This is a genomic window from Kitasatospora sp. NPDC001547, assembly GCF_042894165.1.
Taxonomy (GTDB): Bacteria; Actinomycetota; Actinomycetes; order Streptomycetales; family Streptomycetaceae; genus Kitasatospora.
The window spans coordinates 1-12947 of record NZ_JBIAVL010000001.1; the positions used below are offsets into that span (position 1 = coordinate 1).

Annotated in this window: 11 protein-coding genes; 7 read left to right on the top strand and 4 right to left on the bottom strand. The window is 72.6% G+C overall.

The window, feature by feature from the left end; translation table 11 throughout:
- Positions 1–337: 337 nt before the first annotated feature.
- Positions 338–1207, top strand: coding sequence for an Fpg/Nei family DNA glycosylase (locus ACFY0X_RS00005; RefSeq protein WP_387746934.1), 870 nt, complete (start codon positions 338–340; stop codon positions 1205–1207).
- A 42-nt stretch (positions 1208–1249) separates the two neighbouring features.
- On the opposite strand, the gene ACFY0X_RS00010 is transcribed toward ACFY0X_RS00005, so the two are convergent.
- Positions 1250–2107 (bottom strand): SAM-dependent methyltransferase, encoded by an 858-nt coding sequence (locus ACFY0X_RS00010; RefSeq protein ID WP_387746937.1) that lies wholly within the window; start codon positions 2105–2107, stop codon positions 1250–1252.
- A 227-nt stretch (positions 2108–2334) separates the two neighbouring features.
- Here ACFY0X_RS00010 and ACFY0X_RS00015 point away from each other — a divergent pair, with 227 nt between their 5' ends.
- The 6 genes from ACFY0X_RS00015 (at position 2335) to ACFY0X_RS00040 (ending at position 9344) form a co-directional block, all read left to right on the top strand.
- Complete coding sequence (locus ACFY0X_RS00015; protein WP_387746940.1) at positions 2335–3171, top strand: polysaccharide deacetylase family protein; 837 nt, start codon at positions 2335–2337, stop codon at positions 3169–3171.
- Between the two features lie 147 nt (positions 3172–3318).
- On the top strand, positions 3319–3645 hold the full coding sequence (locus ACFY0X_RS00020) for a hypothetical protein (RefSeq protein WP_387746943.1): 327 nt from the start codon (positions 3319–3321) through the stop codon (positions 3643–3645).
- A 145-nt stretch (positions 3646–3790) separates the two neighbouring features.
- Complete coding sequence (locus ACFY0X_RS00025) at positions 3791–4873, top strand: class I SAM-dependent methyltransferase (protein WP_387746945.1); 1083 nt, start codon at positions 3791–3793, stop codon at positions 4871–4873.
- Positions 4874–5060: 187 nt separating this feature from the next.
- Positions 5061–5933, top strand: a complete 873-nt coding sequence (locus ACFY0X_RS00030) for a sulfurtransferase (protein ID WP_387746947.1) — start codon at positions 5061–5063, stop codon at positions 5931–5933.
- Positions 5934–6102: 169 nt separating this feature from the next.
- Complete coding sequence (locus ACFY0X_RS00035) at positions 6103–7629, top strand: M1 family metallopeptidase (protein WP_387746949.1); 1527 nt, start codon at positions 6103–6105, stop codon at positions 7627–7629.
- A gap of 185 nt (positions 7630–7814) precedes the next feature.
- A complete protein-coding gene (locus ACFY0X_RS00040; RefSeq protein WP_387746951.1) occupies positions 7815–9344 on the top strand; it encodes a M1 family metallopeptidase in 1530 nt (509 codons plus the stop codon).
- A 58-nt stretch (positions 9345–9402) separates the two neighbouring features.
- On the opposite strand, the gene ACFY0X_RS00045 is transcribed toward ACFY0X_RS00040, so the two are convergent.
- From ACFY0X_RS00045 to ACFY0X_RS00055, 3 genes are all read right to left on the bottom strand, one after another.
- Entirely contained in the window at positions 9403–10212 is an 810-nt protein-coding gene (locus tag ACFY0X_RS00045; protein WP_387746954.1) for an aminoglycoside N(3)-acetyltransferase, read from the bottom strand.
- A 106-nt stretch (positions 10213–10318) separates the two neighbouring features.
- Positions 10319–11422 carry an alkene reductase gene (locus ACFY0X_RS00050; RefSeq protein WP_387746956.1) on the bottom strand — a complete coding sequence of 368 codons (1104 nt, stop codon included), beginning with the start codon at positions 11420–11422 and terminating at the stop codon, positions 10319–10321.
- Between the two features lie 34 nt (positions 11423–11456).
- Entirely contained in the window at positions 11457–12845 is a 1389-nt protein-coding gene (locus ACFY0X_RS00055) for a condensation domain-containing protein (RefSeq protein ID WP_387746959.1), read from the bottom strand.
- Between the last annotated feature and the right edge of the window lie 102 nt (positions 12846–12947).

A 12947-nucleotide genomic window follows, 5' to 3' on the forward strand; every position in this document is an offset into this window, starting at 1 on the left:
GGGCTGGGGAGCGTTGGCAGTCTGAAAATCACCCGTCACGCCCCTCTCCGCACCCACCCCCTGCGCCGCCCCCTTCCGCAGCGCGTCCCTCTCGCTGGGGGAGGGAGGGGGTGGGGGGTGGGGGTGCCTGCTGCTGGGGTGGGTGGGGGATGTCCTGCTGGTGGGACGCCTGCTGGGGGTGGGGGGTGCCTGCTGCTGGGGTGGGTGGGGGATGTCCTGCTGGTGGGACGCCTGCTGGGGGTGGGGGGTGCCTGCTGCTGGGGTGGGTGGGGGCGTGGGGGGCTGGTGGGTCTTGTGTGGGCGCGCGGGTGGGGGTGGGGCGGGGGAGACTGGGCGCATGCCGGAGTTGCCTGAGGTCGAGGCACTGAGTGCCTTTCTGTCCGAGCGGTTGACCGGGCGGGTGATCGCCCGGGTGCTGCCGGTGGCGATCAGTGCGTTGAAGACGTACGACCCGCCGATGGGGGAGTTGGAGGGGCGGACGGTCGGGGCGGTGACCAGGCGTGGCAAGTTCCTGGACATCGAGGTGGAGGGGCTGCACCTGGTGGTCCACCTGGCCCGCGCGGGCTGGTTGCGGTGGAAGGAGGGCCTGCCCGTCGAGCCGCCGCGGCCGGGGCCGCGCAATCCGCTGGCGTTGCGGGTGCGGTTGGAGGGTGAGGCCGGGGAGGGGTTCGACCTGACCGAGGCGGGGTCGAAGAAGGGGCTGGCGGTCTATGTGGTGCGGGATCCGGGGGAGGTGCCGGGGGTGGCGCGGCTCGGTCCGGATCCGTTGGACCCGGCCTTCGCGCTGGCGGACTTCGCCGCGTTGCTGCGGGGTGACCGGCGGCGGCTCAAGGGGGTGCTGCGGGACCAGAGCGTGCTGGCGGGGGTGGGCAACGCCTATTCGGACGAGGTTCTGCACGCGGCCCGGATGTCGCCGTACAAGCAGGCCGCGAGCCTGACCGAGGACGAGGTGGCCCGGTTGTACGAGGCGCTCGGTGGCACGTTGCGCGAGGCGGTGGAGCGTTCGCACGGGTTGGCGGCGGGGGAGCTGAAGGCGGAGAAGAAGCTCGGGCTGCGGGTGCACGGCCGGACCGGTGAGCCCTGTCCGGTGTGCGGCGACACCATCCGGGAGGTGTCCTTCGCGGACTCCTCGCTCCAGTACTGCCCGACCTGTCAGACCGGGGGCAAGCCGTTGGCGGACCGGCGGTTGTCGCGGCTGCTGAAGTGAGCCGGGTGGGACGGCCCGCGCCCCACCCGGTGTTCGACCGGGTCAGCGCTTGATCGCGACGCCGCCCCAGTAGTACGCGGCCTTCGGGTCGGCCGGGGGCTCGCCGTCCGGGCGCCAGGCCAGTACCGGGGCGACGCCCGGCTCGACCAGCTCCCAGCCGTCGAAGAAGCGCACCACGTCGTCGTAGCCGCGCGGGACCAGGGTCATCCCGCCGGCCCGGGCGGCCTCGGCGACCTTGCCGACGGCCTCCGGGTCGAAGTCCGGGGTGGGGGTGGTCAGCGCGATGCAGCTGCCGGCCGGCAGGGCGTCGCGCAGCGCGGCGACCCGGCCCCACGGGTCGTCCTCGTCGGCGATCAGCATCAGCACGGCGATCATCAGCAGGCCGACGGGCTGGGTGAGGTCGAGGGTGGCGGTGAGCGCCGGGTCGGCGAACAGCTCCGCGGGCTCGCGCAGGTCGGCGTGGATGTAGGTGGTGCGGCTGGCCGGGGTGGAGACCATCAGCGCGCGGGCGTGGGCGAGCACGATCGGGTCGTTGTCGACGTAGACCACCCTGGTCCCCGGGCTGACCGCCTCGGCGATCTCGTGGGTGTTCGGCGAGGTCGGGATGCCGGTGCCGAGGTCGAGGAACTGGCGGATGCCGTGCTCCCGGGCCAGGTAGCGGACGGCCCGGCCCTGGAAGGCCCGGTTGGCCTTGGCCATCGCCTTGACGCTCGGTACGGCCTGCTCGATGGCCTGCCCCATGGCGCGGTCCGGCGGGAAGTTGGTCTTACCGCCCAGCCAGTAGTCGTACACGCGCGCGGAGTGCGGGGTGGTGGTGTCGACGCCGAAACGTTCCCACTGGCTGAGCTCGGCGTCGTCGTCCCGCGGGCCCTGGTGGGGGAAGTCCTGACTTGTCGTCATGGCCACGTCCTCTGATGGCAGATCATCACACTGGGGAAGGCACAGCGTAGCGGCTCCCGGGGAGGCGGAGCGTCCGGTCGGGGAAGGGCTGTGAAGGGGCGGGGGAGGGCGGGACCGTAGGCCGTCGGAGTGGTGATCGGGAAGGGCGGTGGCGGCCGGGGGATGCATTCAGAATGCTGTCAGATCGTCAGATTACTTCGCGTAGATTGTTGCTGGTTGCGGCTGGAATGTCCCTCCTGGGCGCGGCCGCCGGATGTCGGAGCACCTGGAGCGACGGGGAGGGCGGTGCGGCGGCGGGGGTGGACGAGGCGGTCGTCCCCGCCGTTCCGGTGGGGCCGGAGGGGGTGCCGGCCGGGCCGGGTGCCGTACCGGCCGCGGCGTCGGCGGCCCCGGCGGGTACGCCGTCCGCGGCGGCCCCGTCCGCCGCCGTGCCGAGTGCGGTGCCGGTGCGCCGGGCGCTCACCGAGGCGGAGAGCAAACCGGTGTACGACCTGGATCCGGAGCGGAAGGTGGTGGCGCTCACCATCGACGACGGCCCGGACCCGCGGCACACGCCGACCGTGCTGGCGCTGTTCGAGCAGTACGGGATCAGGGCGACGTTCTTCCTGATCGGCGAGAACGCGGCCGAGCACCCCGCGCTGGTCCGGGAGATCGCGGACCGCGGCCACCACATCGCCAACCACACCTGGACCCATCCCGACCTGCGGCACCTGTCCGAGGCCAAGGTGCGGGACGAGCTGGAACGCACCTCCGACCTGCTGCACCGGGCGACCGGCCGGCAGCCGACCTGGTTCCGGGCGCCGGGCGGGGACTGGTCCACGGCCTCGCTCCGGGTGGCCGCCGACCTCGGGATGCGGAACATGGCCTGGTCGGTGGACCCCCGGGACTGGGCCCGGCCCGGGACCCCGGCGATCATCGACCGGATCCTCAAGGGCGTCCGGCCCGGGTCGATCGTGCTCAACCACGACGGCGGCGGGGACCGGTCGCAGACGGTGGCGGCGTTGAAGACGTACCTGCCGGTGCTGGTCGACTCGGGGTACTGCTTCACGGCCCCGCCGAACTGAGCGGGTTTTCTACGGGTAGCGGTTTCGACCCTTAAACCACTCGAACGGGTGGGTTGGAAGAACCGTTTCTGCGGATTTTGGGCCTCTAGGGTGATATCACATCAATAAACCGGGTACCGCCGCGTACCACCTGAAAGGCCCTCACCCATGCGTCTCCGCAACGCCGTGCTCGCCGCCGCCAGCGCCATTGCCCTCGTCCTCGCCGTTCCGTTCTCGGCCAACGCCGCGGAGGGCGACTTCCTCTACAAGGTCGGCCCCGGGGTCCGCACCGGCCTGGCGGACCCGGAGAGCCGCGAGTGCGTCGACCTGCCGTGGACGACCGAGGAGGCCCCGGGCTTCGCGCCGGAGAACCTCACCCGCTCCACGGCCACGGTCTTCCTGGACTTCGGCTGCGCGGGTGACGTGTTCTACGTGATGAGCCCCGGCAAGAAGCTCGGCGACCGGCTGAAGCTGCGCTCCGTCGTCTTCTCCTGAGCGCGCGGTCACCGCGGATCCGGTCGGTCCGGGAGCCGGCGGACCGACCGGAACCGGCCCCGCCGCACTTCCTGTGGGGCCGTTCGGGTGAGTGGCGTAGCGTGACTGGGGAGGGGGCGCCGTCCCGGCCGCGGAGGAGGAAGCCATGTCCGTACGGGAACTGGACGCGGTGAAGCAGGAGGAATTCGGCGGGCGCGTGCTGGAGGTCCTCAACGACGCCTGCCTGGGGCTGATGACCAGCATCGGCCACCAGACCGGGCTGTTCGACCTGATGGCCGGGCTCGCCCCCTCGACCGGTGAGGAGATCGCCCGGGCCGCCGGGCTCGACGAGCGCTACGTGCGCGAGTGGCTGGGCTGCATGGTCGTCGCCGGGTTCGTGGAGTACGACCCGGCGGAGCGCACCTACGTGCTGCCGCCCGAGCACGCGGCGTCACTGACCAGGGCCGCCGGGCCGGACAACCTGGCCGGGATGATGCCCTTCCTCGCGATGATGGGCGAGGTCGAGCAGGAGCTGCTCGGGCACTTCCGCACCGGCGGCGGGATGCCCTACTCGGCGTACCCGCGGTTCCAGCGGCTCCAGGCCGAGGAGACCGCCCGAGTGTACGACCTGGCGCTGGTGGACGCGATCGTGCCGCTGGTGGACGGGCTGACCGAGCGGCTGCGGGCCGGGATCGACGCGGTGGACATCGGCACCGGGCAGGGCCACGCCGTCACGGTGCTCGCCCGGGCGTTCCCGGAGAGCCGCTTCACCGGCATCGACATCTCCGAGGAGGGGATCGCCGCGGCCCGCGCGTCGGCGGCCGAACTGGGCCTGCGCAACGCCCGGTTCGAGGTCGCCGACTCGGCCACGCTGACCGGGGAGTACGACCTGGTCACCGCCTTCGACGTGATCCACGACCTGGCCCGTCCGACCCGCACGCTGGCCGCGATCGCGGGCGCGCTGCGGCCCGACGGCGTCTTCCTGATGGGCGACATCGCCGCCAGCAGTGAGCTGGCGGAGAACATCGGCCACCCGCTGGCGCCCGCGCTCTACACCTTCTCGACCTTCTACTGCATGACGGTCTCGCTCGGTGAGGGCGGGGAGGGGCTCGGGACGGTCTGGGGCGAGCAGACGGCGCGGCGGATGCTGGCGACGGCCGGGTTCCGGTCGGTCGAGGCGAAGCGGGTCGAGGGGGACGTGCTGAACCTGTACTACGTGGCGCGGCTCGACGGGGCGGCGAACGGCTGACCGGCCCGGCCCTCCCCGGGGTGGCCCGGGCCGGACGGGCGGCGTAGGTTCGAACTGTCCGGCCCGGTCGCCGGCGCCCCGCCGTGCCCCTGTGCCCCGCCGTCGTCGTACGGCCCGCTGTCGTCGTGCGGCCCGCTGTGCCCGTGGTCGGGCTCCGCGGCCTGGGCAGAGCGAAGGAGGGCCTGGGATGACCGGCAACGGCTACGCGCACCCCGAGACGTTGGTCCGCACCGACTGGCTGGCCCACCACCTGGACGACGGGACGATCCGGGTCGTCGAGGTGGACGAGGACACACAGGCCTACGACCGGGACCACATCCCCGGCGCGGTGGGCTGGAACTGGACCACCGATCTGCACAGCCGGGTCGGCCGGGACTACGTCGACCGCGACGGCGTCCAGCACCTGCTGCGGGCGGCCGGGGTCGAGGACGACACCACCGTGGTGCTCTACGGCGGCAACAACAACTGGTTCGCCGCCTACGCCTACTGGCTGTTGCGGCTGCGCGGCTTCGGCCCGGTGCGGCTGCTGGACGGCGGGCGCAAGAAGTGGGAGCTGGAGGGCCGGGAGCTGACCCCCGAGGTGATGGACTACCAGCACACCGGCTACCGGCTCAGCGGGCCCGAACGGCCGGAGCTGCGGGCGCTGCGGGACGAGGTCCTGGCCAAGGCCGAGGTGTTCGCCAAGCCCGGGGCGGATTCGGTGCTGGTGGACGTCCGCTCGCCGGCCGAGTTCCGGGGCGAGCTGATCGCGCCCCCGCACCTGCCGCAGGAGCAGGCGCAGGTGCCCGGGCACATCCCGGGCGCGGTCAACATCCCCTGGTCGCAGGCGGCCAACGACGACGGGACGTTCCGCTCGGCGGAGGAGCTGCGGGCGCTCTACGGGGGCCGGGGCGTGGAGTCGGAGCGCGAGGTGATCGCGTACTGCCGGATCGGCGAGCGGTCCGCGCACACCTGGTTCGCGCTCACCGAGCTGCTCGGGTACCCGCACGTGAAGAACTACGACGGCTCGTGGACGGAGTACGGCTCGCTGGTGCGGGCGCCGGTGGCGCTCGGGACGTGAGTGACGGGAGGGGCGGGTGAGGAGATGTGACGGCTTCGCGGCGCCACTGCGAAGCCGTCATGTCGGCGCGTTTCTTTTCATGAACATCTCACCGGAGGGGAGTGGAGGCGGGGCTTCCGGGACAAGGATCGATCCGACCCAATCGTTCCGGTGATCCCTGGAGGACCACGTGCGCAAGAGGCTGATCGTCTCTGCTGCCAGTGCCCTGAGCCTGTTCCTGGCCGTCCCCGCCTCGGCTTCCGACTTCCGGGCCGGCACGGCCGGGGTCGGCGACTCGTACTACCCGACATACGGCAACGGCGGTTACGACGTCTCGCACTACGACATCCGGCTGAAGTACCAGCCCGCCACCGACGAACTGGAGGGCACCGCCACCATCCTGGCCACGGCGACCCAGGACCTGTCCCGGTTCAACCTCGACTTCGCGCTGAACGTCTCGGAGGTCCGGGTCAACGGGCGGCTCGCGGCCTTCACCACCAGCGGCGACCAGGAGCTGGAGATCACCCCGGCCCGGCCGCTGGCCAAGGGCTCCCAGGCCACCGTGGTGGTGCGGTACAAGGGCGTGCCCTCCACGGTGAAGAAGTACGGCTTCACCAGCTGGCACCGCACCCCGGACGGCGCGGTGGCGGCCAACGAGCCCGAGGCGGCCTGGTGGTGGTTCCCGAGCAACGACCACCCGAGCGACAAGGCCACCTACGACGTCTCGGTGCTGGTGCCGGACGGCAACCAGGTGATCAGCAACGGCGTGCTGGCCGGTACGTCGTCCCAGGCCGGCTGGACCCGCTACAGCTGGCGTGAGAACAAGCCGCAGGCGACGTACCTGGCGACCCTGGCGATCGGCAAGTTCGACATCACCCGGGACACCACGGCGAGCGGGCTGCCGGTCTACAACGCCTACAGCAAGGACCTCGGCGACAACGCCGACGCGGCGCGGGCGAGCGTCGAGCGCACCGGCGAGCTGGTCGACTGGCTGAGCGGCTACCTCGGCGAGTACCCGTTCAGCTCGGTCGGCGGCTACGTCCCCAACGTCCCGACCGGCTACGCCCTGGAGACCCAGACCCGGATCTTCTACAGCCCCCGGCAGTTCGCCAAGGGCTCCAACACCTCGGTGGTCGTGCACGAGCTGGCCCACCAGTGGTACGGCGACAGCGTCTCGCTGTCGCGCTGGAGCGACATCTGGCTGAACGAGGGCTTCGCCCGGTACGCGCAGTTCCTCTGGTCCGAGCACGAGAACGAGGGCACCGCGCAGGAGTTGGCGGACTACGTCTACGCCTCGCACCCGGCCGACGACCCGTTCTGGACCATCAAGCCGGGTGACCCGGGCCCGGACAACCAGTTCTCCAGCGCCGTCTACGAGCGCGGCGCGGTGGCCGTCCAGGCGCTGCGCAACGCCGTCGGGGACGAGAAGTTCTTCCAGATCCTCAAGGGCTGGCCGACCGAGCGCCGCTACGGCAACGCCACCATCCCGGAGTTCCAGGCGTACGCGGAGAAGGTCTCCGGGAAGAAGCTCGGCGACGTGCTGAACACCTGGCTGTTCACCCCGAGCAAGCCGGCCGTCGGGCCGGTGCCCCCGGGGGCGGCGGCCGTGGCCTCGCTGGCACCGGGCGCCGGTGCGGACGCGGGGCAGCTGCCCGCCGAGCCGAAGTCCTGGAAGAAGATCCAGGACACCAACTCGGCGCACGAGGCGCACAGCTGACCGGGCGTCATGCCATAGGCGCCACCGGCTTCGCGCACGGGTCATGACGGCTTCGCGGCACCGCTGCGGAGCCGTCATGTCGGCGCGTTTCTTTTCATGAACATCTCACCGGAGGGGAATGGGGGCGGGGTTCTCAGGACAGGGATCGGTCGATCCCGTCGATCCGATGAATCCTGGAGGACCACGTGCGCAAGAGGCTGATCGTCTCTGCTGCCAGCGCCCTGAGCCTGTTCCTGGCCGTCCCCGCCTCGGCTTCCGGCTTCCGACCCGGCGCGGACGGCGTCGGTGACCCGTACTACCCGACTCTCGGCAACGGCGGCTACCGCGTCTCGCACTACGACATCCGACTGAAGTACCAGCCCGCCACCGACCGGTTGGAGGGCACCACGACCATCCTCGCCACGGCCACCGAGGACCTGTCCCGGTTCAACCTCGACTTCGCGCTGAACGTCTCGGAGGTCCGGGTCAACGGGCGGCTCGCGGCCTTCGCCACCAGCGGCGACCAGGAGCTGGAGGTCACCCCGGCCCGGCAGCTGGCCAAGGGGTCCCAGGCCACCGTGGTGGTGCGCTACCAGGACGTGCCGTCCACGGTGAAGAAGTACGGCGGCTACGCCGCCTGGCGCCGTACGCCGGACGGTGCGGTGGTGGCCGGCGAGCCCGTGTCGGCCGGGTGGTGGTTCCCGGGCAACGACCACCCGAGTGACAAGGCGACCTTCGACGTCTCGGTGCTGGTGCCGGACGGCAGCCAGGTGATCAGCAACGGGGTGCTGACCGGAACCAGCTCGCAGGCGGGCTGGACCCGCTACAACTGGCGTGAGAACAAGCCGCAGGCGACGTACCTGGCGACTCTGGCGATCGGCAGGTTCGACATCACCACGGACACCACGGCGGGCGGGCTGCCGGTCTACAACGCGTACAGCAAGGACCTGGGGGAGAACGCCGCCGCCGCGCGGGCGAGCGTCGAGCGCACCGGTGAGCTGGTCGACTGGCTGAGCGGCTACCTCGGCGAGTACCCGTTCAGCTCCGTCGGCGGCTACGTCCCCAACGTCCAGGCCAGTGGCGCCCTGGAGACCCAGACCCGGATCTTCTACGGCCCCGGGATGTTCACCCGCGGCTCCAACACCCAGGTGGTCGTGCACGAGCTGGCCCACCAGTGGTACGGCGACAGCGTCTCGCTCTCCCGCTGGAGCGACATCTGGCTGAACGAGGGCTTCGCCCAGTACGCCCAGTTCCTCTGGTCCGAGCACGAGAACGAGGGTACCGCGCAGGAACTGGCCGACTACGTCTACGCCTCGCGTCCGGCCGACGACCCGTTCTGGAGCGTGAAGCCGGGCGACCCGGGTGAGGACAACCAGTTCTCCGCCGCGGTGTACTACCGTGGCGCGGTGGCCGTCCAGGCGCTGCGCAACGCCGTCGGGGACGAGAGTTTCTTCCGGATCCTGAAGGGCTGGCCGACCGAGCGCCGCTACGGCAACGCCACCATTCCGGAGTTCCAGGCGTACGCGGAGAAGGTCTCCGGGAAGAAGCTCGGCGACGTGCTGAACACCTGGCTGTTCACCCCGGGCAAGCCGGCCGTCGGGCCGGTGCCGCCGGGGGCGGCGGCCGTGGCCTCGGTGGCACCGGGCGCCGGTGCGGACGCGGGGCGGCTGCCCGCCGAGCCGAAGTCCTGGAAGAAGATCCAGGAGGCCGCCTCGGCGCACGAAGCCCGTCACTGACGGTACGGGGGAACGGGCCGGCGGTTCCGCGCGTACGGCGGGGACCGCGGGCCCGGACCTACGCCGCTCCCGGGCCGTCCGCCGCCAGCAGTTCGGTGAGGCGGCGGACGGCGAAGGGTATGAGGTCGCGGACCGGGAGCAGCCGGCAGGGCGCGCTGCCGACCAGGACCTCCCGGATGCCCGCCCACTCCTCGAACTCCCGCCCCACCACCGGGAAGTGGGTGCCGTTGTCGTCCGCCACGTCCGGCGCCTCGATCCAGACCCGCTCGCCCTGGATCGCCATCGGGAAGCGGCGGAGCTTGAGCCGGCGGTTGGGGGCGAAGGTCTCGGCGTAGTGCAGGAAGGTGTTGCGGTCGTGGCCGACGCCGACCAGCAGCACGTGCCCGCCGAGGTCGTGCAGCGCGCCGAACGGCGACTCCCGGCCGACGGCGAAGCCGAGTGAGCGCCGGGCGGTGACCTCCCTGGCGTGCGCGCCGACGGCGGCGACCGAGACCTGCGGGTGGGTGCTGCGGAGGCTCTCCGGCAGGGCGCGCAGCGCCTCCGCCACCGCGCCGGTGGCGGAGGGCAGCCCGGGGTGGAACAGCGGGACGCCGGCCCGGAGCTCGGCGAGCTCGGGGCCGGGCGGTCCGGTGTGCCCGGGGGCCGGGTCGCGGACCGTGTCGGTGGTGAAGGTGGGCGCGGCGACGGTGCCGCCGGGCCCGACCGCCTCGCGCAGACTGGCCACCACGGCCGCCGCGCCGCCCTCGACCCGGCCGAGGCTGGAGAGCGAGGAGTGCACGATCAGCGCCATGCCCTCGCGGACGCCCGCCCGGCGCCAGCCCTCGACGAGGTCGGCGGTGGTGAGCGGGCCGGTGCCCGGTGCGGTCATGGTGGTGCCCCCTGGTGACGGTGGTGCTGTTCGTACTGGGATCGTTCGGGGCCGACCATAGCGGGTGGTACTGACATCCGGTCAGGACGGGGTCGCCCTGGCGGGATCAGGGGCGGTCGGCCGGCCGGAACCGCGGGTAGTCGGTGTAGCCGGTGGCCTCCTGGCCGTAGAGGTGGGTGGGGTCGACGGGGGCGAGCGGGGCGTCGGCGGCGAACCGCTCCGGCAGGTCGGGGTTGGCGATGAAGGCGCGGCCGTAGGAGACCAGGTCGGCCAGGCCGGCGGCCAGCACCGCCTCGCCGCGCTCGCGGTCGGTGGCGGCACGGTTCTCGCCGACGTTGCCGATCAGCGGACCGGACCAGCGCGGGCGCAGGTCGGCCAGGGCCGGGTAGTCGTCGTTGTCGGTGAGGTGGAGGTAGGCCAGGCCGAGGCCGTCCAGTTCGGCGAGCAGCGCGCGGTAGACCGGTGCGGGGTCGGCCTCGTACATGCCGAACTGCGGGTTGCCGGGGGAGAGCCGCAGGCCGAGGCGGTCGGGGCCGACGGCCTCGGCGACGGCGGTCACCAGCTCGATCGGGAAGCGCAGCCGGTCGGCGAGGGTGCGGGGGCCGTATTCGTCGGTGCGCAGGTTGGTGTTGTCGGCCAGGAACTGGTGGATCAGGTAGGAGTTGGCGCCGTGCAGTTCGACGGCGTCGAAGCCGGCCGCGAGGGCCAGGCGGGCGGAGTCCACGTGGTCGGCGATCGTCCGGTGGATCTCCTCGCGGGTCATCGCGCGCGGGGTGACGGCCTCGGCCTTGCCGCCGTCCTTGACGTGCACCGGGCCCGGGGCGGGCACGGCGGAGGGGCCGGCCGGGACGTCGCCGAGCAGCCGGTTGAGCGGGTGGCCCTGGCGCCCGCCGTGCATCAGCTGGGCGGCGATCCGCCCGCCGGCGGCGTGCACGGCCTCGGTCACCGCGCGCCAGCCGGCCGCGTGCGCGGGCGTCTCCAGGCCGGGCAGGCGCCAGCCGGACTGGCCCTGCCGGCTGGGCCAGATGCCCTCGGTGACGATCAGGCCGGCGCCGGCGCGCTGGGCGTAGTGCTCGGCGACGACGGGCAGCGGCGTGCCGTCCTCGGCGGCTCGGTACCGCGTCATCGGAGCCATGACGACGCGGTTCGGCAGGTCGAGCCGGCCGAGGCGGTACGGGGTGAGCAGGGAGGAGGTGGTGGTCGTGGTCATGCCGGTACGGTAGAACCTGACACCAGTGTCAGGTTCAAGCGTGATCGGCGGTCGCGGGGCCGGTCGCGGGTTCCGTCGCGGCGGTGTCCGTTCGGGCGTCCGTTGCGGCCTCGGTGAGGATCAACTCCTCGATGCCGTACAGGAACCGCTCCATCGCCGGGCGCGGCAGCACGGACGGGTCCGCCGTCATGGCCAGGCTCAGCGCCTCGGCGGACTGCAGGGCGTCCAGGGCGTACGTCAGGCCCGGGCGGGGCTCGAACTCCACCGGCCAGGTGAGGGTGGTCCGGTCGCCGCCGGGGTCGGCGGTGGCCGGGAGCAGTTCCCTGGTGTCGTTGAACACGCAGGAGCGGTCGGCCAGTCGGACCCCCTCGGTGGTGAGCCGGTCGGTCTCGGCGGCCAGCGCCAGCTTGTCGTAGTACGCGTGGCGGTAGGTGCCGATCGCGGCGGCGTGGGTGCGCCGCACCACCTCCCCGAAGTCGCCCGTGGCGTCCGGGAGGTGGAACAGCCCGTCGCCCGCGACCACGCTCACCGCGTGGGCCAGTCCGGGCAGGAAGCGGTTGTTGACCACGACGTTCAGTACGGCCTCGGAGGTGCCGGCGAGCCGGGCGGTCATCGCGGCCGTCGCGGCGAGCAGTACCGAGCCGGTGCTGACCCGGTGCCGGGCCGCCACCCGCTCGGCGGCCCGGGGCAGCGCGGGGGAGCGGAGCACCGCGTTGGGGAACCGGGCGGGCTGCTCGGCGGCCGGCGGGAAGAGCCGGGCCGGGCCCAGCCGGAGCTTGCGCGTGAACTGGGCGCGGGCGCCCGCGTCGCGCCGCAGGCCCCGCTCGGAAGTCTGGAACTCGGCTTCTTCCAAAGGCTGTTGGGCGGGTTCGCGCAGCTGGGCCAGCTCCTCGGGGGAACTGCCGAGGCAGAGCGCGGACAGGTCGGCGACCAGCCGGCTCATCCCGGAGCCGTCCACCGCGGTGTGCGAGAGCACCAGGCTGATGTGCCGGACCAGCCCGTCCGCCGTCACCGCGCCGATCCGGATCGGCCACTGGGTGGCGGTGTCGAAGGCCTGCGCGGCCAGCTCCCGGTGGAGTCGGGCGCCGATTTCGGCCGGGTCCTGGTGCTCCCCGGCGGGTCGCAGGTGGACGCCCAGGGTGCCTTCGCCGTCGACGACCTGGCGCAGGCCGCCGGCCTCGTCCGGGAGCAGCCGGGTGTGCAGCGAGTCGTGCAGGTGCAGCAGTCGCTCCAGGGCGGCGAGCAGGACGGGCAGCGGAAGCCCCGGGTCCAGCGGCGCCGCGGTGGCGATGTTGTAGCGCGGCGCGTCGGCCGGCGGCAGTTGTCGTACGGCGTCCCAGATGGCCCGTTGGCCCCAGGTGGCCGGTCCGGAACCGGTCCGTCCGGACGAGAAGGCGAGCTCCAGCAGTTGGCGAGTGGTCACCGATCGGCTCTCCGTAGTGCGGTGGTCGTTTCGTCGTGCCGGTGCGTTGGGAGCGCGGGTGCTGCTGGGGAGAGTGTGGCGCACCGGCCGCCGCGCGTCGAG

Excerpts from the sequence above, each read along its gene's own strand:
- ACFY0X_RS00005 (WP_387746934.1), top strand. The coding sequence starts at position 338 with ATGCCGGAGTTGCCTGAGGTCGAGGCACTGAGTGCCTTTCTGTCCGAG.
- ACFY0X_RS00010 (WP_387746937.1), bottom strand. The coding sequence starts at position 2,107 with ATGACGACAAGTCAGGACTTCCCCCACCAGGGCCCGCGGGACGACGAC.
- ACFY0X_RS00015 (WP_387746940.1), top strand. The coding sequence starts at position 2,335 with ATGTCCCTCCTGGGCGCGGCCGCCGGATGTCGGAGCACCTGGAGCGAC.
- ACFY0X_RS00020 (WP_387746943.1), top strand. The coding sequence starts at position 3,319 with ATGCGTCTCCGCAACGCCGTGCTCGCCGCCGCCAGCGCCATTGCCCTC.
- ACFY0X_RS00025 (WP_387746945.1), top strand. The coding sequence starts at position 3,791 with ATGTCCGTACGGGAACTGGACGCGGTGAAGCAGGAGGAATTCGGCGGG.
- ACFY0X_RS00030 (WP_387746947.1), top strand. The coding sequence starts at position 5,061 with ATGACCGGCAACGGCTACGCGCACCCCGAGACGTTGGTCCGCACCGAC.
- ACFY0X_RS00045 (WP_387746954.1), bottom strand. The coding sequence starts at position 10,212 with ATGACCGCACCGGGCACCGGCCCGCTCACCACCGCCGACCTCGTCGAG.
- ACFY0X_RS00050 (WP_387746956.1), bottom strand. The coding sequence starts at position 11,422 with ATGACCACGACCACCACCTCCTCCCTGCTCACCCCGTACCGCCTCGGC.